The sequence below is a fragment of the Mesorhizobium sp. B2-3-4 genome, assembly GCF_006442315.1.
GTDB lineage: Bacteria > Pseudomonadota > Alphaproteobacteria > Rhizobiales > Rhizobiaceae > Mesorhizobium.
Genome location: NZ_VFVY01000021.1, coordinates 62,985 through 85,903 on the forward strand (window position 1 = coordinate 62,985; position 22,919 = coordinate 85,903).

A 22,919-nucleotide genomic window follows, 5' to 3' on the forward strand; every position below is an offset into this window, starting at 1 on the left:
TCTCGTCTGATTCCTGATTTGGTCGCTGTCGTGAACCCCCAGTTGGGCTGAAGTTTGGCGATGCGATCGCTGCTCAGTCGCTTGAACGCGCCAGAAGGTTCAAAGTTGCGGCGAACTCCCATCCGTCAGAATTTGTCGTCTTCGGTCGGCACCAGGATTTCGCGTTTCCCGGCATGGTTGGCCGGGCCGACAATGCCTTCCTTTTCCATCTTCTCGATGATCGAGGCGGCCCTGTTGTAGCCGATGCCCAGACGCCGCTGGATGTAGCTGGTCGAGGCCTTGCCGTCGCGCAGCACCACCGAGACCGCCTGGTCGTAGGGGTCGTCGGAATCCTCGAAATTGCCGCCGCCTCCGCCGCCGGAGCCGCCCTTGCCGGACGGCTCGTCCTCGTCCTCTTCATCATCCTCGGTGATGGCGTCGAGATATTCGGGAACGCCCTGAAGCTTGAGGTGGCCGACCACCTTCTCGACCTCGTCGTCGGAGACGAACGGGCCGTGCACGCGCTGGATGCGCCCGCCGCCGGCCATGTAGAGCATGTCACCCATGCCCAGCAGCTGCTCGGCGCCCTGCTCGCCCAGAATGGTGCGGCTGTCGATCTTCGACGTCACCTGGAAGGAGATGCGGGTCGGGAAATTGGCCTTGATGGTGCCGGTGATGACGTCGACCGAGGGGCGCTGCGTGGCCATGATGACATGGATGCCGGCGGCGCGCGCCATCTGCGCCAGGCGCTGCACCGCGCCCTCGATGTCCTTGCCGGCGACCATCATCAGGTCGGCCATTTCGTCGATGATGACGACGATGTAGGGCATCGGCTCGAGATCGAGATTCTCGGTCTCGTAGATCGCCTCGCCGGTCTCCCGGTCGAAGCCGGTCTGCACGGTGCGCGAGATCTTTTCGCCCTTCTTCTCGGCCTGTTGCACGCGCGCATTGAAGCCGTCGATGTTGCGCACGCCGACCTTGGACATCTTGCGGTAGCGGTCCTCCATCTCACGCACGGTCCATTTCAGCGCCACCACGGCCTTTTTCGGATCGGTGACGACCGGCGTGAGCAGATGCGGGATGCCGTCATAGACGGAAAGTTCCAGCATCTTCGGGTCGATCATGATCAGCCGGCACTCCTGCGGCGTCATCCGGTAGAGCAGCGACAGGATCATGGTGTTGATGGCGACCGACTTGCCGGAGCCGGTGGTGCCGGCGACCAGCACGTGCGGCATCTTGGCGATGTCGACGATGACCGCCTCGCCATTGATGCTCTTGCCCAGCGCCAGCGCCAGTTTCATCTTCGTGGTCTCGAAGTCGCGGCTGGCCATGATCTCCCTGAGATAGACCGTCTCGCGCTTGGCGTTGGGCAGCTCGATGCCGATGGCATTGCGGCCGGGGACGACGGCGACACGCGCCGCGATCGCGCTCATGGAGCGGGCAATGTCGTCGGCAAGGCCGATGACGCGCGACGATTTGATGCCCGGCGCGGGCTCCAGTTCATAGAGCGTGACGACAGGGCCGGGACGGACATGAATGATCTCGCCCTTGACGCCGAAATCCTCCAGCACGCCCTCGAGCAGGCGCGCATTCTGCTCCAGCGCATCCTTCGACAGGCTGACATCCTTGGCGACGTTCTTCGGCTCGGACAGGAAATGCAGCGACGGCATTTCGAACGTATCTGAGCCGATCAGCGAGGTCTGGGCTTCGCGCTGGACGCGGGCGCCCGGAGCCGGGCGCGGTGCCGGGGCGGCAACACGCGTGGCGGCGTCGGAACGGAACTGCTGGACCTTGGCGCCAGGCGCGGCACGGCGCGCGACGACCGGCTCGTCGTCGAGGTCGATATCGTCCTCGCCGGTTTCGAAACGATCGTCGAAGACATCGTCATCGTCCGGGTCGACGGAAACGCTGCGGTCATTGACCATGGCGGCGAAGAATTCCGGTTCGACGCGCGCGCGGCCGTCCTGGCTCATGCGGGATTCGGCGAACTCGGCCGATTCGACCCGTTCGGCGGCGCGCCGCCAGGCGCTGGCGCGCGGCTCCATCTCGGGTTCGAACTCGTCGCGCTCCTGCCTGCGGCGCACCGCGCGGCGATGCATCCAGGCGCGCAGCGAGAGCCACCAATGCGTGATCGCGCCGAGCGCCAGTATGCCCTCGTCGCCTTCGTCCTCGTCATTGTCGAACAGCAGCTCGTCCTCGCGCGGTTCCGCGGCGGCTGGTTCTTCCATCACGGCGAAGCCGTTCTTGCGCCCGATCAGCGCCGCGCCATAGGCGAACAGCCACAGCGTGGGTGCCGCCAGCAGAACGGCGAGCACGCTGGCGATCAGCCCGGTCGGATAGCCGCCGACGAGGATACCGGGAATCTTGAGCACCATGTCGCCGAACACGCCGCCGAGGCCGGTGGGCAGTGGCCAGGTTTTGGGCGGAACGATGCAGCCCGCGATCGCTGCGGCGAGCAGCGCGAAGCCGAACCAGTGCAGCCCGCGCTTGGGCATCCTGTCGACGCCGCGCGCCGAAAACAGGAGATATCCCCAGATGACGGCCGGCACCAGCGCGGCGACCGCGGCAAGACCGAAGAACTGCATGGCGAGGTCGGAGAAGACCGCGCCGGCATAGCCCATGGCGTTGGTCACCGTGTTGGCGGTGGCGTGCGAGAAGCTCGGATCGGCGACGTTCCAGGTCGCGAGGCTGGCTACGGCGAAGGCTGTGAAGGCGAACAGCCCGGCGCCGACCAGCCGGCCGACCTGGCGCCGCGCGAACGCCTGGATGCCGTGCCCCGTATCGGTCAGCGCGAGCGGTGCTGAAGCCCCTGAACGCATGCTCTTCCCCGTCTGTGCGTGCCTGGCCCGAGCGCATGACGCACTCCGGCAGATTCGGATGCCAGACTAGGCGGGGGAAGGTTAAGGGCGCATTAACTATAAGGCGGCCGGCGACTTTGCTTGGCGGGGAAATCTTTCGATGCGCCGCACCAACGGAAATGGCGGGCGCCCTGGCCCGCCATCCGTTCGTTCGGGTGAGGCCCTTATTTGCTGGCGCCGCCGAGCATGTTCAGGTTGGCGCAGAACTCGGCGTGCGGCTTGCTCATCGCCGCGTCCTGGCATTCCTTCATCATGGCGTCCTGCTTCTCCTTCGGCATGGCCATGAACGCCGCCTTGAATTCTTCCATCGGCTTCATGGTTTTCATGCTGGAATCGGTGAAGAACGGCGCCATATTGTCCGGCTCGTCCAGTGCGCCGGCAAATGCAAAGCCGCTGACCATGGAAAGCGCGAGTGCACCGAGGCAGATATTCTTGAGGTTCATGAGAAAACTCCTTCCCTGTGTTTTCAAACACGAGCGTCGGAACGACGGTCGCCTCCATGACTTCGCAGAGAGGGCGGTCGATGTTTCCTTGAAAATCCTCTTCACGAGAACGTGACCACCGAAATCATTGGGCGGCAGAAACGGAATTCCAAAAAAGAGGCCCGGATGCGATCCGGGCCTCAAAGCGTGAACTCCTTGCGGGGAGCTTCACGACGGGATTGAAGCAATTCCGGGAAAGTGCCTCTCGCTTCCCTTGTGAATTGCGTGGAGACAGGGGACCGGCGGGAGGAGGGTTCCGCCGGTCCCTTGGCGGGGATGCCTTACGGCACCACTTCGCCATGCTGGGAGATGTCGAGGCCCTCGACCTCTTCCTGGGTCGACGGACGCAGGCCGACCAGGGCCTTGACGATGTAGAGGATCACGAGGGTGGCGATCGCCGTCCAGACGATGGTGACGCCGACGCCGTAAGCCTGCTTGGCGAGCGAGGCGCCCGACGACAGGCTGTTGATCGCCGGATCGGCGAGCACGCCGGTCAGCAGCGCACCGACGATGCCGCCGACGCCATGCACGCCGAAGGCATCGAGCGAGTCGTCATAGCCGAGCGCATGCTTGACCTTGACCGCCGAGAGGTAGCAGACGACGCCGGCGACGATGCCGACGATGAACGCGCCCGTCGGGTTGACGAAGCCGGAAGCCGGCGTCACCGCGACCAGGCCGGCGACGGCGCCCGAGATGATGCCGAGCACGGACGGCTTCTTGGCGACGATCCATTCGGCGAACATCCAGGCCAGGGCCGCCGCGGCGGTGGCCACCTGGGTGTTGAGCATGGCGGCACCGGCAAGGCCGTCGGCGGCGAGTTCGGAACCGGCGTTGAAGCCGAACCAGCCGACCCACAGCAACGAGGCGCCGATCACCGAATAGACCAGGTTGTGCGGCGCCATATTGGTGGTGCCGTAGCCCTGGCGCTTGCCGAGCACCAGCGCGCAGATCAGGCCCGCGACACCGGCGTTGATATGGACGACCGTGCCGCCGGCGAAGTCGAGCACGCCGGCCGAGCCGAGGAAGCCGCCGCCCCATACCCAGTGAGCGACCGGCGCATAGACCACCAGCAGCCACAGTGCCATGAAGATCAGCAATGCCGAGAATTTCATGCGTTCGGCGAAGGCGCCGGCGATCAGCGCTGGCGTGATGATGGCGAAGGTCATCTGGAACATCGAGAACACGAATTCAGGAATGTTCGCCACGCCGGGCGCCCATAGCGAGGATGTGGTGATGCCGTGGTGGAAGAACTTCGAGGCGCCACCGATGAAGGAATTCATGCTGCCGCCATCGGAGAAGGCCAGCGAATAGCCGAACATGAACCACAGCACCGTCACCAGGCAGGTGATGGCGAAGCTCTGCATGATGGTGGCGAGCACGTTCTTCTTGCGCACCATGCCGCCATAGAACAGCGCGAGGCCCGGAATGGTCATCATCAGCACCAGCGCCGTCGAGGTCAGCATCCAGGCGGTGTTGCCGGTGTCGAGCACCGGTGCGGGGGTCGCGGCCGGCGCGGCGGCGGCAGCGGCCGGTGCGGCTTCCTGCGCGAAGGCGGCGACGCTGCCCAACGCGGCCAGAGCAAGCGAACCCAGGAGGGCCGCCCGTCCCGTCGTCTTCAAGGTGGAAGGAATATTCATTGAAATCTCCATTGGAATACGTGTTCGCCGCTTAGAGTGCGTCGCTGTCTGTTTCGCCGGTACGGATGCGCACCGCCTGGTCGATACCGAAGACGAAGATCTTGCCGTCGCCGATCTGGCCGGTCTTGGCCGCGGCTGTGATGGCTTCGACGGCCTTGTCGACCATGTCGGCGCCGACCGCGACCTCGATCTTGATCTTCGGCAGGAAAGAGACCGCGTATTCCGCCCCGCGATAGATTTCCGTATGTCCCTTCTGACGCCCGTAGCCTTTGACTTCGGTGACGGTCAGGCCCTGGATGCCGACCGCGGTGAGCGCTTCGCGCACCTCGTCCAGCTTGAACGGCTTGATGATTGCCATCACGATTTTCATAAGGTTTCACCCTTTGCTGTTGCGGTCTCCCGCGTTTGCACACCTTCACCGATCCCGAGGAGCCGGAGAGTGCTCCCAAGGATTCAAGCTCCGTGCCAAGTGCCGAAGCAGGGTGTTAACCTGTTGTAAATAAAGGGATTGAGGCCACCGCGGCGGCCCCGCGCGATGAATCGCGGCACAGCATATGCTCAGAAATTAAGCAATTTTTCGAAATTGCCTAATTCGCTAGCTTCTGCCGTCGGGAGTGCTCAACGCTTGAGCCGGATCAGCCCTTCCTGCGCCATCGAGGCGATCAGCGTACCGTCGCGGGCATAGAGCGTGCCGCGGCTGAAACCCCGCGATCCCGAGCTCGAGGGACTGTCCTGCGCATAGAGCAGCCAGCCGTCGAGCGGATGCGGCCGGTGGAACCACATCGAATGGTCGATGCTTGCCGCCTGGATGTCGGGGTCGAACAGGCCGCGTCCATGCGCGAAGGTCGAGGTGTCGAGCAGCGTCATGTCGGAGAGATAGGCGAGCAGCACCGACTGCAGCGCGCGGTCGTCGGGCACCGGTCCGGCCAGGCGGATCCAGACATTCTGCCGGGGCGGCAGCTTGTCGCGGCTCTCATAGTGCTGGAGGTTGACGGGCCTCAGCTCCAGCGGCCGCTCGCGCGCCCAGAAACGGCGCACGGCTTCCGGCACGCGGTCGGCCGTTTCGAGCAATTCGCGCTGCGTCTTCAGCCCTTCGGGCGGCGGCACGTCGTCGGGCAGGGCGAACTGGTGCTCGAGCCCCTTCTCGTCGACCTGGAACGAGGCTTCCAGCGAGAAGATCGCCTGCCCGTGCTGGATCGCCAGCACACGCCGCGTGGTGAAGGAGCCGCCGTCGCGGATGCGGTCGACCTCATAGATGATCGGCACCTTGATGTCGCCGGGCCGCATGAAATAGCCGTGCAGCGAATGCACGAAACGGTCCGGCTCCACCGTCCGCTGCGCCGCCACCAGCGCCTGCGCGATCGTCTGGCCGCCGAACACGCGCTGCCACTCCACCTGGGGGCTGCGACCACGGAACAGATTGTGTTCCAGTTTCTCGAGGTCGAGAATGCGCAGAAGCTCGTCGATCGCCGCCATCATGTTTTGTGACCTCGCCGCAAAATTGCTATGGCGGTTTCCGACAGGAAGCACGAGCCGTCAAGGGCGCAGGGCCCCGCAGGCACGCCCAAAGGGTCGCCGAGAGAAGGAGCCGAGACAATGGACCGCAAGGCGGACGCCAAGACCAGATCCGGGCTCGATGTTCTCGTCGCCGGCGCCGGCTATGTCGGGCTGGCCGCCGCCGTCTCGCTGAAGCAGGCCCGCCCAGGCCTTGCCGTGGCGCTGGTCGATGCCGCGCCCGCCGGCTCATGGCAAAGAGACGGCCGCGCCTCGGCCATCGCGGCGGCCGCCTGCCGCATGCTCGACCAGCTCGGCGTCTGGGCTGAGATCGCGCCACAGGCGCAGGCGATCACCGAGATGATCATCACCGATTCGCGCAGCGCCGATCCGGTGCGCCCGGTCTTCCTGACCTTTGGCGGCGAAGTGGCGGCGGGCGAACCCTTCGCGCACATGGTCGCCAACAGGGCGCTGAACGGCGCCTTGCGGGCTAAGGCCGAGAAGCTCGGCATCGACATCGTCGAAGGCGTGGCGGTGCAAGGCTTCGAAACCAGCGGCGCCGGCATATCGGTGCATCTGGCCGATGGCGCCGCGCTGACGGCGCGGCTGCTGGTTGCCGCCGATGGCGTCAACTCCAGGCTGCGCGACATGGCCGGCATCAAGACTGTCAAATGGGAATACGGCCAGTCCGGCATCGTCTGCACCGTGGCGCATGAACGGCCGCATAATGGCCGCGCCGAAGAGCATTTCCTGCCCGCCGGCCCGTTCGCCACGCTGCCGCTGAAACCCGGCGAGGACGGCACCAACCGCTCGTCGATCGTCTGGGTCGAGCGGGCACAAGATGCCAAGGCGCTCGTCGAGGGCGACGATCTCGTCTTCGAGCATGAGCTCGAACAGCGCTTCGGCCTGCAGCTCGGCGAGATCCGCGTCGCGGACAAGCCGCGCGCCTGGCCGCTTGGACTGACCATCGCGCGCGCCTTCGTGGCACCGCGCATCGCACTCGCCGGCGACGCCGCCCATGGCATCCATCCGATCGCCGGACAGGGCCTCAATCTCGGCTTCAAGGACGTCGCCGCGCTTGCCGAGGTGATCGTCGAGGCCGACCGGCTCGGCCAGGACATCGGCGCGCTCGACGTGCTGGAGCGCTACCAGCAATGGCGCCGTTTCGACACCGTGCAGATGGGCGTCACGACCGATGTGCTGAACCGGTTGTTTTCCAACGACATCACGCCGCTGCGCACCGTGCGCGATATCGGCCTTGGTCTCGTCGAGCGCATGCCGAGGCTGAAGGATTTTTTCATCCGCCAGGCCTCGGGGCTGTCGGCCGGCACACCGAGGCTGTTGAAGGGCGAGGCGATCTGAGCCTCGCCAGCACCCGAGGCTTCAGCCGATTCCGTGCTCAGTTGACCTCGAACCCGAGCTTCTGCCTCAGCCGCAACACTCGCTGGTCCTGGATTTTCAGGCGCTGTTCGCCGCCCTGGGCCACGCGATTCAGCATTTGCAGCAGGTCTTCCCGCTCATGCGGATCGAGCTTTTCGCGCAGGAACGGCGCCAGCTTGTCGATGACGATGGTGGTGTCGTCGATCTGCGCGGCGGCCCACTTGGCGTAGACAACCGCTTCATCGGTCTTCTTGGGGCCATCGGCGATCTGCGAAATCACCTCGCGGATGACCGCTTCGCGCTGCGGCAGGACCGGGCCGTCTTCCGAAACCATCGCGGTGATCAGCGTCGCGGCCGCCACCACCGGATCGTCGATCGCTGTCAGCGGCGACAGCGCCGCCTGCTTGCGCAACTTCTTGCGCCTGATGTTGCCCTGCACGCGGCCGACGACGTCGGCGACCTCGCGCGCGGCATCGTTCATCGCCTTCATCCGGTACCACCAGAACGCCGCCGCGCCCAGCGCGCCAAGGATCGCAATCAGGAAAGGCATCTCGAAATCCCCTCGAAATCGCCGCGACGATAGGAGAACCCGCGCCCTGCTTCAACACGCAAGAGTTGCCTTGCGTGAAGAAAATTCAATTCACGACTGGTGAAACTTAGGCGGATAACAAGCCTGATTCCGCCAGCACGACCGCCGGGGTCAGGGCCGCGCCATGATCCCGGCCCGCCATGATCCCGGCCAGTCTACGATCCCGGCCAGTCTACGATCCCGGTATGTCGTAGACCGCCCTCACCTCGACCGTGCCGATTTCGGCCAGCGGGATGCCGGCGGCGATGTCGAGTGCCTCATCGAGCGTACCCGCCTCGACCATGATGAACCCGAGCAATTGCTCCTTGGTTTCGGCGAACGGACCGTCGAGGACCAGCCGCTTGCCCCCGCGCCGGCGCACCGTCCTGGCCGATGACACGGATTGAAGGGCTTCGGCGACGATCAGCTTGCCCTGCTGGTCCAGTGTCCTGTCATAGGCCAGCGAGTCGGCGTTGAGCTTGGCCCCCCGCTCGGCGGTGAGGGCGTAAAGGTCCTTTTCCTCTCCATAGACCAGACAGACATACTTCATTTCGAGCTCCCTTGCTGCGATGAACCATAAGATGCGGTGATGGGCATGTCGGCCTTGCCGGCAGCCGCGTGATCGAGAAGACAGGCCGAGGCCCCGATGATGACGAGCGCGGCCAGAAGGCGGCCAAGGCCCGAGGCCGGCGGATCAAGCCAGAAATCCTGCCTTCGCCCGGCGCCGCGGCCCGGCCTTTGCCACATTGTGAAAAACATGTCGTCCATGACAATCTCCATCCGGCCACCGATGATATGGCCAACCGCAGGACGGCCGGACCGGACGGAAGTCTACATTTTCGCGCGGCTATTTTTGCGGGGGCGCGCTGCGCTGTCATCTTGGTGTGCTGCAAACGGCGCAGTGGTCTTCGCGGACGCCCGCGCTATAGTTGACCCGACGCCGGGGTTCGACCCGGCGATACAAGGCCACGACAACCAAGGAGGACTCCATGGACCGCACCGCGAACGCCGTCTGGAAAGGCAATCTCACCGAGGGCAAAGGCACGCTCGACACGCAAAGCGGCGCCCTGAAAGGCGCACCCTATTCCTTCAAGATGCGTTTCCAGGACGAGACCGGCAAATCCGGTACCAATCCGGAGGAACTGATCGCGGCGGCCCATGCCGGCTGCTACGCCATGCAGCTTTCGCATTTCCTGGCCGAGAACGGCACGCCCGCGGCCGAACTCGACGCCAAGGCGGTGGTGACGCTTGTCCCCGGCACCGGCATCACCGGCAGCGCCATCACGCTGGTCGGCAAGGTGCCCGGCATCGATGCGGCGAAGTTCAAGGAACTGGCCGAGAAGGCCAAGGCCGAATGCCCGGTGTCGAAGGCGCTCGGCGCGATCAAAGTGTCGCTCGACGCGAAGCTGGGGTGATCGGCGTTTCTATCTGAGGGGCAGAGATCCTTCGCCCCCCTCTCTGCCCTGCCGGGCATCTCCCCCTCAAAGGGGGGGAGATTGGCAGTTCCAGCGCTGGCGCTTCTCTTGCAACGTTGGTGATTTGCGAAAGCCGGCATGACATCTGATCTCCCCCCTTGAGGGGGAGATGTCCGGCAGGACAGAGAGGGGGGCCTCGCGCCAACCTGTCCGTTTACGGCTAAGCCCCCAGCGCGTCGAGCCGCGCGCGCAAGGCCGCGACTTCCTGCTCCAGCGCCTCCACCCTCGCTTCCAGTTCGGAAGCAGGCATGGCAGCCGCACTCCGCTGCGCCGACAAGGCAGCCATGTCCACCGGCCCGGCGAGCAGATGCACGTAGCGGTCCTCGCGCTGGCCCGGTCCGCGCGGTATCTCCTGGACCAGCGCCGGCCGGCGGCCGATCAGCATGTCGAGTTCGCCGCGCAGATCCTCGATCGACGAAAACCGCGCCATGCGCTCACTCCGCGCCAGAAGCTCATGCGCCGTCTGCGGCCCGCGCAGCAGGAGCTGGCCGAGCAAGGCGGTCTGCGGCGTGGTCAGCGAGAAGCGCTGCGCCATCTGGTGCTCGTAGCGCTCGACGCGCGACCCGAACATCTGCCGCACCAGACCCTTCTGCTCGAGCAGCTTCAAAGCCCGGTGCACCTCGGTCTGCTCCAACGCCATGACCGGTTCGCGCGCCGTCTTCTGGTTGGCGGCCGCATGCGCGCTGTTGAGCGTCAGCGGATAGACGTCCGGCGTCAGTTCCTTCTTCTCGATCAGGCAGCCGAGCACCCGGGCTTCGGCGGGGGACAGGATGGGAAGGTCTTCGCTCACTGGATTACAATCCTTTCTGAGGCTGGCGGGACAGCGCCCCCTCTGTCCTGCCGATCTCCCCACTTGGGGGGAGATCGGCAGCTTCGCCGACAGCGCGTTATCCTTCAACAGTGGAAATTGGCGAAAGCCGCGATGACAACCAATCTCCCCCAAGTGGGGAGATGTCCGGCAGGACAGAGGAGGGCGCGGCGGATCGCTACGTCCGAGGTTTGCAGCAAATCCGCTACGTCTAAACCCGTCGCTCCACCATCATCTTCTTGATCTCGGCAATCGCCTTGGCCGGGTTGAGGCCCTTCGGGCAGGTCTGCGCGCAGTTCATGATGGTGTGGCAGCGATAGAGCCGGAACGGATCTTCCAGATTGTCGAGCCGCTCGCCCTTGGCCTCGTCGCGGCTGTCGATCAGCCAGCGATAGGCCTGCAAAAGCGTCGCCGGGCCGAGATAGCGGTCACCGTTCCACCAGTAGCTCGGGCACGAGGTCGAGCAGCAGGCGCACAGGATGCACTCGTAGAGCCCGTCGAGCTTTTCGCGGTCCTCGTGGCTCTGCAGCCATTCCTTGGCCGGCGTCGGCGAGACGGTCTGCAGCCAGGGCTGGATCGAGGCGTGCTGGGCGTAGAAATTCGTAAGGTCGGGCACCAGGTCCTTGATCACGGGCATATGCGGCAGCGGATAGATTTTGACCGCGCCCGAAATGTCGTCACAGCCCTTGGTGCAGGCCAGCGTGTTGGAACCGTCTATGTTCATGGCGCAGGAGCCGCAGATGCCTTCACGGCAGGAGCGGCGCAAGGTCAGCGTCGGGTCGATCTTGTTCTTGATCCACAGCAGCGCGTCGAGCACCATCGGCCCGCAATCGTCCATGTCGACGAAATACGTGTCGATGCGCGGGTTCTCGTCATCGTCCGGCGACCAGCGGTAGATGCGGTATTCCCGCAGATTGGTGGCGCCCTCAGGCTTGGGCCAGGTCTTGCCCTGCTGGACCTTCGAGTTCTTCGGAAGCGTGAGTTCGACCATTACCTCAGGTCCTTTCGGATGACGAGCTTCAGCCCGGACCAGATTTCGTTGACGGCGGCGACCTTGACATCGACAAGGTCGAGCTTCAGCGCTTCGGCGCGGACAACGCCTTCGGTGACGTCGGTGGCCACCTTCGAGGCCTTCTTCGGCCACGACACCCAGACCATGCCGTCGCGCTTAATCGCCGCCTCGATATCGCCGAGGCGATCCTCGATCTCGGCGCGCTGCCGGGTGAAAGCGTGAACCGCGTCGTATTTGAGAGTTGCGTCCGAGATCTCGGACCATTCGGTGAGCCGGTCGACCTCGGCAAAATCGACGGCCTCGGCGATATCAGCGAGTTCGGGCGGCAGCGCGATGAAGGCGGCAATCATGCCGTCCTTCAGACCGAGCTTGGCCGGAAGGGGCGTGCCGGAATATCCCGCCGCCATCGCCATCGTCAGTACACCCTGGCCTTCGGCGCGATCTTGGCCAGGCTGATGCCGCCGTCCTTTTCGGCCACCAGCGGCTCGGTGTGCACCGGCCGGTAGGTCAGCGTCACCTTGCCGTCCTCGCCGAGATGGGCGAGCGTGTGCTTGCGCCAGTTGGCGTCGTCGCGGGCGGAAAAGTCTTCGCGCGCGTGCGCCCCACGGCTCTCCTTGCGCGCCTCGGCGCCATAGACGGTGGTGATGGCGTTGGCCATCAGGTTTTCCAGCTCCAGCGTCTCGACGAGGTCGGAGTTCCAGATCATCGAGCGGTCGAAGACCTTGATGTCTTTCAGCTCGGTCCAGATTTCCGAGATGCGCTTGCAGCCGTTTTCCAGCGATTCCTGCGTGCGGAACACCGCGGCGTCTTCCTGCATCGCCTTCTGCATCTTTTCGCGCAAGGCGGCGGTTGGCGTCGAGCCATTGGCGTGGCGAAGCCTGTCGAAGCGGTCCATGATCTTCTCGACCGAGGCTTCGTTGGGCGACGGGATCGCCGATTTGCGATCGATGACCTGACCGGCGCGGATCGCCGCGGCGCGGCCGAACACCACCAGGTCGATCAGCGAGTTCGAACCCAGCCGGTTGGCGCCGTGCACCGAGGCGCAGCCCGCCTCGCCGACCGCCATCAGGCCGGGCGAGACCCGGTCAGGATTCTCAGCGGTCGGGTTGAGCACCTCGCCCCAGTAATTGGTCGGCACGCCGCCCATATTGTAGTGGACCGTCGGCAGCACCGGGATCGGTTCCTTGGTGAGATCGACGCCGGCAAAGATCTTGGCCGATTCCGAAATGCCCGGCAGACGCTCGTGCAGCACCGCCGGATCGAGATGATCGAGGTGCAGGAAGATGTGGTCCTTGTTCTTGCCGACGCCGCGGCCCTCGCGGATTTCCAGCGTCATGCAGCGCGAGACCACGTCGCGCGACGCCAGGTCCTTGGCCGACGGCGCGTAGCGCTCCATGAAGCGCTCACCTTCCGAATTGACGAGATAGCCGCCCTCGCCGCGCGCGCCTTCGGTGATCAGGCAGCCGGCGCCATAGATGCCGGTCGGGTGGAACTGCACGAATTCCATGTCCTGCAGCGGCAGTCCGGCCCTGGCCGCCATGCCGCCGCCGTCGCCGGTGCAGGTATGCGCCGAGGTCGCCGAGAAATAGGCGCGGCCATAGCCGCCGGTCGCCAGCACCACCATCTTGGCCGAGAAGCGGTGGATTGTGCCGTCGTCTAGGTTCCAGGCGACGACGCCGGTGCAGGTGCCGTCCGGCTCCATGATCAGGTCGAGCGCGAAATACTCGATGAAGAACTGCGCGTTGTTCTTCAGCGACTGGCCGTAGAGCGTGTGCAGGATGGCGTGCCCGGTGCGGTCGGCGGCGGCGCAGGTGCGCTGCACGGGCGGACCGTCGCCGTAATTCATCATGTGGCCGCCGAACGGCCGCTGGTAGATCTTGCCCTCTTCGGTGCGCGAGAACGGCACGCCGTAGTGCTCGAGTTCGTAGACCGCCGCCGGCGCCTCGCGCACCATGTACTCCATGGCATCGACATCGCCCAGCCAGTCCGAGCCCTTGACGGTGTCGTACATGTGCCACTGCCAGGAATCCGGGCCCATATTGGACAGCGAGGCCGCAATGCCGCCTTGCGCGGCGACCGTGTGCGAGCGCGTCGGGAACACTTTGGTGATGCAGGCCGTGCGCAGGCCCTGCTCGGCCATGCCGAGCGTGGCGCGCAGGCCGGCACCGCCGGCGCCGACGATGACGACGTCGAACTTGTGATCGACAAAGGTGTAGCCTGCCGTGTTGGCTGTTTTCGCGTCCTTGGCCAACTCAGCCTCCGAATGCCAGCTTGAGCAGGGCGAAGATCGAGGCGACGCCGACCGCTACTGTGAAAAATGTGCTGAGCGCGATCGTCAGCAGCTTGAGACCTTCGCTGGTCACATAGTCCTCGATGATCACCTGCATGCCGAGACGCATGTGGTAGAGCCCGGAGATCAGGAAGAGGATCATCACCAGCGCCACGAACGGGTTGGCGAGCGCTGCCCGCACCTCGGCGTAGCCGGCGCCGTTGAGCGCGATCAGGAATCCGACGAAGAACAGCGTCAGCGGAATGTTGGCGAGCGCCGTCAGCCGCTGGCGCCAGAAATGCTGCGTGCCCTCGTGGGACGAGCCGAGACCGCGGACCCTGGCCAACGGCGTGCGCATGTCGGTGTTGCTCTTGCCGCTCACAATCAGGCTCCCCGTGCCATATAGCCGGCGACCCAGATCAGGATCGTCAGCAGGACCGACCCTGCAAGCGTCGCCCACGCAATCTTCGAGGCGGTGTGCTTCTCCAGTCCCGCGCCGGTGTCCCAGATCAGATGGCGCACCCCGCCCAGCATGTGGTGCATCAGCGCCCAGGTGTAGCCGAACAGCACAAGCCGGCCGAGCCAGGTGCCGAACGCCCAGTTGACCCAGTCGAACGTCGCTTGCGAGCTTGCCGCCGCCATCAGCCAAACGGCAACCAGCAGCGTGCCGAAATAGAGCGCCCCGCCGGTGATGCGGTGGATGATCGACATCGTCATCGTGATCGGCGGCCGGTAGATCGTCAGATGCGGCGAAAGCGGCCGTTCGCGTCTGGCTTGGGTGGCTGGTGATTTGCTCATGGCTGCCCCAGTTCGGCGTCTCCCGCCTCAGGTGGAAATGCGGCATTGCCGCTTCCGGTTGCGACTTCGGACAGCCGGTTTCTAATGCTCTTTTTGCACCGCGTCAAAGCCAGAAAACCGTTTCGAAAACGTAATTTAGTCTGAATAAATGGCCGGTCCGCGCTTCAATCGATTAGGGGCTGAAGCCGCAAGCCGGCTCGATATCGCTGCAGTGCAACATGTCCGCAACGGGCGCCACCCCGTCGCGCTCCGGTTCAGCGGGTGCAGGTCTGTGGGGTCGACCCTCTTTTCATCACCAGCGCCTCGCGTCCGTCGATCACGATTGCGTCATGCGTCACCGCCTGGTAGCGGCTGCTCTGGTTGGCCGGCGACGCCGCGAAGTCCTCGGTAGTGCCTTCCTGGCCGACCACGCGCAGCGACGTGCCGAGATTCTGGATCGTGATCATGCCGCCATTGCCGCATCTGTAGGTGGCCGTGCCCGTGGCGATGCGCGGCGCGGTGAGGTCCGTGGTGATCTTGGTCGCCGGCGGCGCCGGCGGTTGCTGGGCAGGAGCGGTTGGCGACACCACCGGCGTCACCGGGTTCGCAGCCTTGGGCGCGCCATTCTCCGGCACGCAGGCACCGGCCGCGACAAGCAGCGGAATAACAAACGACACCCGAACCGCTCGGCCAAACGTCATGGACTGCCCTCTCATGTGCGGGCACGCTAGCCACGCGGCGCGCCAAGATCAAGTTCGCCAGGCCGCGCAAAATTAACCATGTTCCTTAAGAAAGGGCCGTCGGCGCGCTCCTCCTCTTAACAAAGGTTAAGAAAGGGTTAATTTCCGATTCGGATCGGCGCGATCCTCCCGCGCCGACAAAGGGAGAGCGACATGCGTTCGAAATCAGTGCGGGCAAACCTCGCCGCCGTCACCCTGGCGGCACTTGCCGTCGCGGTGACCGCACCGGCCGAGGCCGGCTTGCGCCACCATGACCGCGTCTACGCGGATTCCTTCGGCAATCTCGTCATCGACAGCGCTGCCGGCTACAAGCGCATCCTCGTCGGCGAAGGCCGGCTGGCCAAGCAATTGTCCGACTACACCAGCGCCGGCCAGCCCAAGGTGATCTACCAGAACGAATCAGACGACATATCGGGCGCCGACTGCTATCGCCCGCCGGTGTTCGTCAAGGGCCGCAGTTATATGTACGGCCTTTCCGAAGGCGAGATGCCGCAGCTCAGCCCCTGCCGTTGATACGGACCTGACCGGCTCTTATCGCGGCCAGCCCATCGGACGGCCCGGTGGAGACCCGCACGCAATCGCGGCCGGCATTCTTTGCCAGATAGAGCGCCTCGTCCGCGCGCCGCATCAGATCCGGGAAGCCTTCGCCCGCGTGGAGTTCGGCGATGCCGAAGCTCGACGTGCAGCGGCTGTTGGCCGGCAAGCCGTCGATGGGCAATGCGCCGAAGGCGTTGCGGGCGCCTTCCGCGAACAGCCGGGCGGCCGCGAGATTGGCTCCTGTCAGGATAACGGCGAACTCCTCGCCGCCGATGCGGCCGACCACGTGATGGCCCTCGGCTGCGTCACGCAAGAGGCCGGCGAAGGCCTCGATCACCCGGTCGCCGGAGGCATGGCCGAAGCTGTCGTTGACGGTCTTGAAATGGTCGAGATCGGCAATGACGAGTGCCACCGGCATGGCGAGCCGGGTGGCGCCGTTCACGGCCAGCTCGGCGTGACGTGTGAAGCCGCCACGGTTGAGCAGGCCCGACAGCGTGTCCACTTGCGACTTCGACGTCACGTCGGCAAGCACGTCGCGAACCAGGATGGCCAGCACAAGCAGCGCCAGCGCCAGCGCGAAGACGGTGCCGAGTGATTGCGACACCAGCGCGTAGCTGCTTTGCAGATAGGCCTGCGGATTGGCGCCCCAGCCGCCGAGCGCATGCGCGATGAACGGCTTCGAGGCAAACTGCAGGCCGCTGGCGGCCAGCACCATCATCAGGATCAGGTCGAGGCGACCACGGCTTTGCCTCGAAGACCAGACGATGCCGAGGCCGACGAACTGCATGGCCGCGTAGGGAAGCTGATAGGCCATCATGCGGGTAAGGGACTGGCGCGGCAGATCCTGCACGACATAAACCGCGACGGTGGCCGCGGCCAGGAAGGCCAGCATCGGCGTCCATGGCGGCGCCACGCCGTATTTGCGAGCAAGCCCGCCATTGAAGGCAATGGTGGCGCCAAGGAAAACGGCGAAGGCGGCAACCACCGGGAGCCGCGCGTCGCTGAAGGCCGGTATGCTGAATTCGATGGCCGAATAGACCATGCCCAGGACATACCCCGACGCCAGCCAGCGCGCCGGCGCGCGCCCGACATCCTGGAATGAGACCGCCATGAAGGAAGCCGCCAGCAGGCCGGCAACCGCCAGATTGATCAACAGGATGAAGTTGGCGCCGCTCATAAATCCTCAAACCCTGCCGACAGCTAAACATCGACGGGCGAAAAAGACGTTAACGCCAGGCGCGGCAGCCCGCGGTCAACCGGCCTTGAGCGGCTCGGGCACGAACACCGTCTCGGGTCGTTCGTAGGACAGGCGTACGCTGTCGCGGCCGTTCTTCTTGGCCTTGTAGAGCGCCTCGTCGGCCCGGCGCATCAAGGGTTCCAGCGTCTCGTCACCGCTGCGGGCCGCGACGCCGAAGCTGGCGGTGACCTTGGTGCCGGCGGGAAGCCCGTCGACCCCGCCAGCCGAATAGATCGTGCGCACCGCCTCGGCGAACAGCCGCGCGGCGGCAAGATCGGTCAGCGGCAGGAGCACGGCGAATTCCTCGCCGCCGATGCGCCCCGCCGCCCCTCGTGCTCCCGTGGCCGAGCGCAGCTTGGCGGCGAAGTCGGCGATTACCCGGTCGCCGGCGGCGTGCCCATGCACGTCGTTGAGGGCCTTGAAATGGTCGAGGTCGGCCAGCACCAGCGCCACCGGGAACCTGGCCTGGGCGCAACGCTGCAACAGCATGGCGGCACGCTCCTCGAAACCACGGCGGTTGAGCAACCCCGACAGCGGATCGGTATAGGTTTCCGTCTTCAGCGCCTTCATCACGTCGAGCGCGGCGGCGGTGAACAGGCAAAGCGCGATCAGCAGCGACAGCAGGGCGTGCGACAACAGCGCCGTCGTCCAGTAGGACGAGCCGTAGAAGCCGTCATAGCTGGTGAACGGCCCATGCGCGATGACGACGACAAGGGTGCGCACGAAGAAGTTGAGCCCGGACAAGAGCGACAGCACGAACAAGATTTTTTCGGTCGGCCCATGGTTGCGCACCGGCCGCAGTTCGGCGGCGACCAGCAGACTCAGGCCGCCGAAGGCGAAATTCATCGCCAGGATGCGCCAGGTCAGATCCGGCGCGACGAACAGGAACCAGCACAACGACGCCAGCCCGCCTCCCGCGAACACCCCGATACCAACATAAGGCACCCTCCGGCTGTAGCGGGCGACGATGGCACCGGACAGGCAGCAGGCAGCAAAGGTGAAGCAGATGTTGGACGCCAGCTTGGTCAGCTGCATGCCGATCGGCAAGGTGAAGTACTGGAGCAGGAAGCCGGCCGCCGAGACGCCGTAGCTTGTCCCCAGCACCGCCAGATAGGGGCGATGGCGCTGGTGGAACCACAGCACCAGGAACGCCGCGCCGAGCGCCAGCGCGATCGTTGGATTGAGCAACGCTATGAACAGGCCGGTGTCCAAAGGACGGTGACTTCCCTCTGCTAACGTCGGGGAAGATCATAGAGGGCAAGCGCAAACAAGCGGTTAAGCCAAGCCGAGTATGCGGCCGCATGCATGAAAAAACCCCGGCCGGCAATGCCGTCCGGGGCCTGACATGCGCTCGGGATCGAGACGGCCTACTTCCAGTCGCGAATGTCGACGAAGTGGCCGGCGATCGCCGCCGCCGCCGCCATGGCCGGCGACACCAGATGGGTGCGGCCCTTGAAACCCTGCCGGCCCTCGAAATTGCGGTTCGAGGTCGACGCGCAGCGTTCATGCGGCTTCAGCCGGTCGTCGTTCATGGCCAGGCACATCGAGCAGCCCGGCTCGCGCCAGTCGAAGCCGGCGGCGATGAAGATCTTGTCGAGACCCTCGGCTTCCGCCTGTTCCTTGACCAGGCCGGAGCCCGGCACGATCATGGCATCGACATGCGCGCTGACCGTCTTGCCTTCGACCACCTTGGCCACGGCGCGAAGATCCTCGATGCGGCCATTGGTGCAGGAGCCGATGAAGACACGATCGAGCGCGATGTCGGTGATCTTGGTGCCGGGCGTCAGCCCCATATAGTCGAGCGCGCGGATCTTCGAGGTGCGCTTGTTCTCGTCGGTGATCTCTTCCGGGTTGGGAACGACGCCCTGCACAGAAACCACGTCCTCGGGCGAGGAGCCCCACGAGACGATCGGCGGCAGCTTGGCCGCGTCGAGGATGATCACCTTGTCGAAATGCGCGCCTTCGTCCGACTGCAGCGTCTTCCAATATTCGAGCGCCGCATCCCACGCGGCGCCCTTGGGCGCGCGCGGCTTGTCCTTGACATAGGCGAAGGTGGTCTCGTCGGCGGCGATCAGGCCGGCACGCGCGCCGCCCTCGATCGACATGTTGCAGATCGTCATGCGGCCTTCCATCGACAGCGAGCGGATCGCCTCGCCGGCATATTCGATGACATAGCCGGTGCCGCCAGCGGTGCCGATCTCGCCGATGATGGCCAGGATGATGTCCTTGGCGGTGACGCCTTCCGGCAGCACGCCGTCGACGCGCACCAGCATGTTCTTGGCCTTGCGCTGGATCAGCGTCTGCGTGGCCAGCACATGCTCGACCTCCGACGTGCCGATGCCGTGCGCCAATGCTCCAAAAGCACCATGCGTGGAGGTGTGGCTGTCGCCGCAGACGATGGTCATGCCGGGCAGCGTGAAGCCCTGCTCCGGGCCGATGATGTGGACGATGCCCTGGCGGATGTCGTTCTCGGAATAATACTCGACGCCGAAATCCCTGGCGTTCTTGGCCAGCGCCTCGACCTGGATGCGGCTTTCCTCGTTCTTGATGCCGAACTTGCGTTCGGGCGAGGTCGAGACATTGTGATCGACCACGGCCAGTGTCTTTTCCGGATGGCGGACTTTGCGGCCGCTCATGCGCAGGCCTTCGAAGGCCTGCGGGCTGGTCACTTCATGGACGAGATGGCGGTCGATATAGAGCAGGCAGGTGCCGTCGTCCTGGCGGTCGACGACATGGTCATCGAAAATCTTGTCGTAGAGGGTGCGCGGTGCGCTCATGTGCGTAAATCCGTCGATATGAGAATGGGAAAAAGCTGATGCCGCAAGCCCGCGGCCGGCCGTCAGGGATCAGCGAAGTCGGCTGGTCAGGGCGCCGGAAACGCGCGCGGAGAAGCGCGACGGCAGGCGTTTTCTGTCCTGCAGCACGAACCCCTTGTAGGCCGGATCGCTGAAAAGCTTTTCCATGCCGGGGTAGATAGCAATGTTTTGGCTTTTCGGCAATTGCAGCGTGGGCGGTGCACTTCTTCCCTTCTCCCCTTGTGGGGGAAGGAAGTGGGTGCCCCTCACAGCACGTTGAACACGAACGTCTTCACCAGCGCCTCAGGGTCGCCGATCGCGTAGCAGCGAAACCAGGGGCTCTCCTCGGCCAGCCGCCACTTCCCTGCCCGGGCAAGCGCGTCGAACACCGCCTGGAACCCGCCGCTTTCAAAAACCTGGTCGCGCACGGTGAAGATGGCGTGGCCGCCCTTCTTCGTTATGCGCACCAGTTCGTGCAGGCCCGACGCCGGCGCATGGCTGATGGTGAACACGCCGGTCGAGAAGAAGGCGCGAAAATGACCGTCGGGCCAGGGCAACGGTCCGCCCAGCATCGCCTGCTTCAATTCGCCATAGGCATTGCGGCCGCCGGCTATCTTCAGCATGTCCTCCGACAGGTCGAGCCCGGCAATGTCGCCATAGCCCAGCGCCTTAAGCGACGGTCCGGACAGGCCGGTGCCGCAGCCCGCGTCGAGCAGCGGCCCTTCGCCCGCCGGCACGTGCCGCGCCACCCAGGCCGTGATCAGGAACGGCAGGAGATAACCAAGCGAAGCGGTTTCGCTGTCATAGGTCGCGGCCCATGCGGCATAGGCTTGCGCCAGCGTTTCGGGCTTGTCGGCACCATAGACGGAATCCAGCGCCGCATTGGCTTTGTCGACGATCATGAGACCTCCCCAACCATGTCGACAGGACACTAACCCTGTCCTTGCCGAAAAACTATTCCTCGTGCTGGCGGCGCAGACGCCGCTCCAGCGCCCTGAGCGAGAGTGACAGGCCGACGGTGAGGATGAGATAGATATAGGCCGTTATCGAATAGGTCTCGAAGAAGCGGAACGAGCCGGCGGCATAGACCTTGCCCATCTGGGTGATGTCGGCGACGCCGAGCACCGAGACCAGCGAGGAATCCTTGACCAGGGCGACGAAATCATTGCCGAGCGGTGGCAATATGGTGCGGATCGCCTGCGGAAACACGATCAGCCGGAAGCGTTGCGCCCGCGTCAGCCCAAGCGCCTTCGCCGCCTCGATCTGGCCCTTCTCGACCGACTGGATGCCGGCGCGGAAGACCTCGGAGATGAAGGCGGAATAGCCGATGGTCAGCGCCATGATGGCGCGCCACAGCAACGACACGTCGCGCACCAGCAACTCGCCGAGAATGCCCGCGCTTTGCAATGGTGCGGTCAGCGCGTTCCAGCCAGCGACAAAGGCCGGCGCGCCGGCAAACGCGATCCAGAACAACAGCACCAGGATTGGCACGCCACGAATGATCTCGACATAGAAACGCGCGATCTGCCGCAGCCATTGCGAACCCGACAGGCCCATCAGCGCGATGCCGAGGCCGATCGCCGAGGCAAGCGCGAAAGCGACCACGGTGACGAAGACGGTGATGCCGATGCCCTTGGCGACGGTGGCGAAGACTTGGGCATAGAGATCGCTGGCCGCGATGAACAAAGCCGCCGCCAGGGCAAGCACGCAGGCAACGGCCAGCCACCAGGGGAATTCGGATTTGGTCGTGGAGGGTGCGGCCATCAGGCGAGGCAACCGGCGTAGAAATCCGGAGACAGAAGCGCCCAGGCCCCCCTCTCTGGCCTGCCGGCCATCTCCCCCTCAAGGGGGGAGATTAGCAGCTTCGTCGACGGCACTCTTCTTGCAGCGTTGGTGATTGGCGAAAGCGGAAGAAACAGCCAATCTCCCCCCTTGAGGGGGAGATGCCCGGCAGGGCAGAGAGGGGGCCCCGGGCGCAATCCCGGCGCGATTTCGTGCACAGCCACTGCCGTCAACAAAATGGAACTACTGCCCCATCTTGTAATCGAGGAACCACTTCTTGTTCAGCGCATCGAACGTGCCGTCGGCCTTGAGTGCCGCGATCGCGGCGTTGACCGGCTTCACCAGATCCGAGCCTTTCGGGAAGATGAAGCCGAAATCCTCGGTGCCGAGCGGGCCGCCGATCAGTTTCAGCTTGCCCTCGGAGGCGTCGACATAGCCCTTGCCGGCGGTGCCGTCGGTCAGCACCACATCGACGTCACCCGACTTCAGCGCCTGCACGGTGGCGCCGAAGGTTTCGAACAGTTTGATGCGCGGGTTCTGCTCATTGCCGTCGAGCACGCTGTAGACGGCGGTGTAGAACGGCGTTGTGCCGGCCTGCGCCCCGATCAGCCCGTCCTTGAAGGCGCCGAAGGTTTTGGCGTCGGTGAAGCGGCTTTCATCGCCGCGCACCAGCATGAACTGTTCCGAGCGCATATAGGGGTCGGAAAAATCGACCTTCTCCTTGCGGTCGTCCTTGATGGTGATGCCGGTCATGCCGATATTGTACTGGTTGTCGGAAACCGCCTGGATCATCGCGTCCCAGGACGTGTTCTGGTACTCGACCTTGAAATTCAGCCGCTTGGCGATCTCGTTCATGGCGTCATATTCCCAGCCGATCTGCTTGCTGGTCTTGGGGTCGATGAACTGCAGCGGCGGATAGGCGTTCTCGGTCACCACCACGACCTTTTTGCCACCGAGATCGGGCAACGCCTGCGCGAAGGCGGCGACAGGCGCCAGGACGAGGGCCAGCAGGCCGGCCAGCAGCAGTTTCGACTTGGTCATGACACACTCCCGGAAATTGAAAGCGCCCGGATATCGGCCGGGCTTGCA

The 22,919-nt window shown here is 64.7% G+C and carries 24 protein-coding genes; 3 read left to right on the forward strand and 21 right to left on the reverse strand.

What is annotated here, in order from left to right:
• Window positions 1–125: 125 nt before the first annotated feature.
• From FJ967_RS26475 to tesB, 5 genes are all read right to left on the reverse strand, one after another.
• Window positions 126–2,798, reverse strand: a complete 2,673-nt coding sequence (locus tag FJ967_RS26475) for a DNA translocase FtsK (protein WP_140735266.1) — start codon at window positions 2,796–2,798, stop codon at window positions 126–128.
• Window positions 2,799–3,001: 203 nt separating this feature from the next.
• Window positions 3,002–3,280, reverse strand: a complete 279-nt coding sequence (locus FJ967_RS26480) for a hypothetical protein (protein WP_140735267.1) — start codon at window positions 3,278–3,280, stop codon at window positions 3,002–3,004.
• Window positions 3,281–3,600: 320 nt separating this feature from the next.
• Complete coding sequence (locus FJ967_RS26485) at window positions 3,601–4,956, reverse strand: ammonium transporter (RefSeq protein ID WP_140735268.1); 1,356 nt, start codon at window positions 4,954–4,956, stop codon at window positions 3,601–3,603.
• A gap of 31 nt (window positions 4,957–4,987) precedes the next feature.
• Window positions 4,988–5,326, reverse strand: a complete 339-nt coding sequence (locus FJ967_RS26490; RefSeq protein ID WP_137930438.1) for a P-II family nitrogen regulator — start codon at window positions 5,324–5,326, stop codon at window positions 4,988–4,990.
• A 248-nt stretch (window positions 5,327–5,574) separates the two neighbouring features.
• Complete coding sequence (gene tesB / locus FJ967_RS26495) at window positions 5,575–6,435, reverse strand: acyl-CoA thioesterase II (protein WP_140735269.1); 861 nt, start codon at window positions 6,433–6,435, stop codon at window positions 5,575–5,577.
• 117 nt (window positions 6,436–6,552) lie between these two features.
• Between tesB and FJ967_RS26500 the strand changes: the two genes are divergently transcribed.
• Window positions 6,553–7,812 carry a ubiquinone biosynthesis hydroxylase gene (locus FJ967_RS26500; protein WP_140735270.1) on the forward strand — a complete coding sequence of 420 codons (1,260 nt, stop codon included), beginning with the start codon at window positions 6,553–6,555 and terminating at the stop codon, window positions 7,810–7,812.
• Between the two features lie 37 nt (window positions 7,813–7,849).
• Here the strand turns inward: FJ967_RS26500 and FJ967_RS26505 are convergent, their stop codons facing one another.
• The 3 genes from FJ967_RS26505 to FJ967_RS26515 form a co-directional block, all read right to left on the reverse strand.
• Window positions 7,850–8,380: a hypothetical protein gene (locus tag FJ967_RS26505; RefSeq protein WP_140735271.1), complete on the reverse strand. Its 531-nt coding sequence runs from the start codon at window positions 8,378–8,380 to the stop codon at window positions 7,850–7,852.
• A gap of 211 nt (window positions 8,381–8,591) precedes the next feature.
• On the reverse strand, window positions 8,592–8,948 hold the full coding sequence (locus FJ967_RS26510) for a YciI family protein (RefSeq protein ID WP_140735272.1): 357 nt from the start codon (window positions 8,946–8,948) through the stop codon (window positions 8,592–8,594).
• The gene (locus FJ967_RS26515) at window positions 8,945–9,166 is read right to left on the reverse strand and encodes a hypothetical protein (protein WP_140735273.1); all 222 of its coding nucleotides are present in this window, start codon (window positions 9,164–9,166) and stop codon (window positions 8,945–8,947) included. The genes FJ967_RS26510 and FJ967_RS26515 overlap by 4 nt, the downstream gene beginning before the upstream one ends.
• A 221-nt stretch (window positions 9,167–9,387) precedes the next feature.
• Between FJ967_RS26515 and FJ967_RS26520 the strand changes: the two genes are divergently transcribed.
• Window positions 9,388–9,813 carry an OsmC family protein gene (locus tag FJ967_RS26520; protein ID WP_140735274.1) on the forward strand — a complete coding sequence of 142 codons (426 nt, stop codon included), beginning with the start codon at window positions 9,388–9,390 and terminating at the stop codon, window positions 9,811–9,813.
• Window positions 9,814–10,033: 220 nt separating this feature from the next.
• Here FJ967_RS26520 and FJ967_RS26530 read toward each other — a convergent pair whose 3' ends face one another.
• From FJ967_RS26530 to FJ967_RS26560, 7 genes are all read right to left on the reverse strand, one after another.
• Complete coding sequence (locus FJ967_RS26530) at window positions 10,034–10,663, reverse strand: YceH family protein (protein WP_140735275.1); 630 nt, start codon at window positions 10,661–10,663, stop codon at window positions 10,034–10,036.
• Window positions 10,664–10,892: 229 nt separating this feature from the next.
• Window positions 10,893–11,672, reverse strand: a complete 780-nt coding sequence (locus FJ967_RS26535) for a succinate dehydrogenase iron-sulfur subunit (protein WP_140735276.1) — start codon at window positions 11,670–11,672, stop codon at window positions 10,893–10,895.
• Entirely contained in the window at window positions 11,672–12,106 is a 435-nt protein-coding gene (locus tag FJ967_RS26540; RefSeq protein ID WP_140735277.1) for a DUF3052 family protein, read from the reverse strand. The genes FJ967_RS26535 and FJ967_RS26540 overlap by 1 nt, the downstream gene beginning before the upstream one ends.
• 2 nt (window positions 12,107–12,108) lie before the next feature.
• Window positions 12,109–13,944 carry a succinate dehydrogenase flavoprotein subunit gene (gene sdhA / locus FJ967_RS26545; protein WP_140735278.1) on the reverse strand — a complete coding sequence of 612 codons (1,836 nt, stop codon included), beginning with the start codon at window positions 13,942–13,944 and terminating at the stop codon, window positions 12,109–12,111.
• 1 nt (window position 13,945) lies between these two features.
• Window positions 13,946–14,320 (reverse strand): succinate dehydrogenase, hydrophobic membrane anchor protein, encoded by a 375-nt coding sequence (gene sdhD, locus FJ967_RS26550; protein WP_181176155.1) that lies wholly within the window; start codon window positions 14,318–14,320, stop codon window positions 13,946–13,948.
• A gap of 26 nt (window positions 14,321–14,346) precedes the next feature.
• Window positions 14,347–14,760 carry a succinate dehydrogenase, cytochrome b556 subunit gene (sdhC, locus tag FJ967_RS26555; protein ID WP_140735280.1) on the reverse strand — a complete coding sequence of 138 codons (414 nt, stop codon included), beginning with the start codon at window positions 14,758–14,760 and terminating at the stop codon, window positions 14,347–14,349.
• A 254-nt stretch (window positions 14,761–15,014) separates the two neighbouring features.
• The gene (locus FJ967_RS26560) at window positions 15,015–15,440 is read right to left on the reverse strand and encodes a hypothetical protein (RefSeq protein WP_140735281.1); all 426 of its coding nucleotides are present in this window, start codon (window positions 15,438–15,440) and stop codon (window positions 15,015–15,017) included.
• A 192-nt stretch (window positions 15,441–15,632) separates the two neighbouring features.
• Between FJ967_RS26560 and FJ967_RS26565 the strand changes: the two genes are divergently transcribed.
• Window positions 15,633–15,992 carry a hypothetical protein gene (locus FJ967_RS26565; RefSeq protein ID WP_140735282.1) on the forward strand — a complete coding sequence of 120 codons (360 nt, stop codon included), beginning with the start codon at window positions 15,633–15,635 and terminating at the stop codon, window positions 15,990–15,992.
• Here FJ967_RS26565 and FJ967_RS26570 read toward each other — a convergent pair.
• From FJ967_RS26570 to FJ967_RS26605, 6 genes are all read right to left on the reverse strand, one after another.
• Window positions 15,976–17,193, reverse strand: a complete 1,218-nt coding sequence (locus tag FJ967_RS26570; RefSeq protein ID WP_140735283.1) for a GGDEF domain-containing protein — start codon at window positions 17,191–17,193, stop codon at window positions 15,976–15,978. The genes FJ967_RS26565 and FJ967_RS26570 overlap by 17 nt on opposite strands.
• Before the next feature lie 75 nt (window positions 17,194–17,268).
• Window positions 17,269–18,465 carry a GGDEF domain-containing protein gene (locus tag FJ967_RS26575; RefSeq protein ID WP_140735284.1) on the reverse strand — a complete coding sequence of 399 codons (1,197 nt, stop codon included), beginning with the start codon at window positions 18,463–18,465 and terminating at the stop codon, window positions 17,269–17,271.
• A 155-nt stretch (window positions 18,466–18,620) separates the two neighbouring features.
• Window positions 18,621–20,030 (reverse strand): 3-isopropylmalate dehydratase large subunit, encoded by a 1,410-nt coding sequence (gene leuC / locus FJ967_RS26580; RefSeq protein ID WP_140735285.1) that lies wholly within the window; start codon window positions 20,028–20,030, stop codon window positions 18,621–18,623.
• 284 nt (window positions 20,031–20,314) lie between these two features.
• A complete protein-coding gene (locus tag FJ967_RS26590; protein ID WP_140735286.1) occupies window positions 20,315–20,950 on the reverse strand; it encodes a class I SAM-dependent methyltransferase in 636 nt (211 codons plus the stop codon).
• A gap of 52 nt (window positions 20,951–21,002) precedes the next feature.
• Window positions 21,003–21,812, reverse strand: coding sequence for an amino acid ABC transporter permease (locus FJ967_RS26595; protein ID WP_140735287.1), 810 nt, complete (start codon window positions 21,810–21,812; stop codon window positions 21,003–21,005).
• Window positions 21,813–22,073: 261 nt separating this feature from the next.
• Window positions 22,074–22,871 (reverse strand): transporter substrate-binding domain-containing protein, encoded by a 798-nt coding sequence (locus tag FJ967_RS26605; RefSeq protein ID WP_140735288.1) that lies wholly within the window; start codon window positions 22,869–22,871, stop codon window positions 22,074–22,076.
• Window positions 22,872–22,919 lie beyond the last annotated feature (48 nt).

Excerpts from the sequence above, each read along its gene's own strand:
- FJ967_RS26485 (WP_140735268.1), bottom strand. The coding sequence starts at position 4,956 with ATGAATATTCCTTCCACCTTGAAGACGACGGGACGGGCGGCCCTCCTG.
- FJ967_RS26490 (WP_137930438.1), bottom strand. The coding sequence starts at position 5,326 with ATGAAAATCGTGATGGCAATCATCAAGCCGTTCAAGCTGGACGAGGTG.
- FJ967_RS26480 (WP_140735267.1), bottom strand. The coding sequence starts at position 3,280 with ATGAACCTCAAGAATATCTGCCTCGGTGCACTCGCGCTTTCCATGGTC.
- FJ967_RS26535 (WP_140735276.1), bottom strand. The coding sequence starts at position 11,672 with ATGGTCGAACTCACGCTTCCGAAGAACTCGAAGGTCCAGCAGGGCAAG.
- FJ967_RS26560 (WP_140735281.1), bottom strand. The coding sequence starts at position 15,440 with ATGACGTTTGGCCGAGCGGTTCGGGTGTCGTTTGTTATTCCGCTGCTT.
- FJ967_RS26570 (WP_140735283.1), bottom strand. The coding sequence starts at position 17,193 with ATGAGCGGCGCCAACTTCATCCTGTTGATCAATCTGGCGGTTGCCGGC.
- sdhD (WP_181176155.1), bottom strand. The coding sequence starts at position 14,320 with ATGCGCACGCCGTTGGCCAGGGTCCGCGGTCTCGGCTCGTCCCACGAG.
- FJ967_RS26565 (WP_140735282.1), top strand. The coding sequence starts at position 15,633 with ATGCGTTCGAAATCAGTGCGGGCAAACCTCGCCGCCGTCACCCTGGCG.
- FJ967_RS26515 (WP_140735273.1), bottom strand. The coding sequence starts at position 9,166 with ATGGACGACATGTTTTTCACAATGTGGCAAAGGCCGGGCCGCGGCGCC.
- FJ967_RS26595 (WP_140735287.1), bottom strand. The coding sequence starts at position 21,812 with ATGGCCGCACCCTCCACGACCAAATCCGAATTCCCCTGGTGGCTGGCC.
- FJ967_RS26510 (WP_140735272.1), bottom strand. The coding sequence starts at position 8,948 with ATGAAGTATGTCTGTCTGGTCTATGGAGAGGAAAAGGACCTTTACGCC.
- FJ967_RS26475 (WP_140735266.1), bottom strand. The coding sequence starts at position 2,798 with ATGCGTTCAGGGGCTTCAGCACCGCTCGCGCTGACCGATACGGGGCAC.
- FJ967_RS26605 (WP_140735288.1), bottom strand. The coding sequence starts at position 22,871 with ATGACCAAGTCGAAACTGCTGCTGGCCGGCCTGCTGGCCCTCGTCCTG.
- FJ967_RS26505 (WP_140735271.1), bottom strand. The coding sequence starts at position 8,380 with ATGCCTTTCCTGATTGCGATCCTTGGCGCGCTGGGCGCGGCGGCGTTC.
- FJ967_RS26520 (WP_140735274.1), top strand. The coding sequence starts at position 9,388 with ATGGACCGCACCGCGAACGCCGTCTGGAAAGGCAATCTCACCGAGGGC.
- FJ967_RS26540 (WP_140735277.1), bottom strand. The coding sequence starts at position 12,106 with ATGGCGATGGCGGCGGGATATTCCGGCACGCCCCTTCCGGCCAAGCTC.
- FJ967_RS26590 (WP_140735286.1), bottom strand. The coding sequence starts at position 20,950 with ATGATCGTCGACAAAGCCAATGCGGCGCTGGATTCCGTCTATGGTGCC.
- sdhC (WP_140735280.1), bottom strand. The coding sequence starts at position 14,760 with ATGAGCAAATCACCAGCCACCCAAGCCAGACGCGAACGGCCGCTTTCG.
- leuC (WP_140735285.1), bottom strand. The coding sequence starts at position 20,030 with ATGAGCGCACCGCGCACCCTCTACGACAAGATTTTCGATGACCATGTC.
- FJ967_RS26500 (WP_140735270.1), top strand. The coding sequence starts at position 6,553 with ATGGACCGCAAGGCGGACGCCAAGACCAGATCCGGGCTCGATGTTCTC.
- tesB (WP_140735269.1), bottom strand. The coding sequence starts at position 6,435 with ATGATGGCGGCGATCGACGAGCTTCTGCGCATTCTCGACCTCGAGAAA.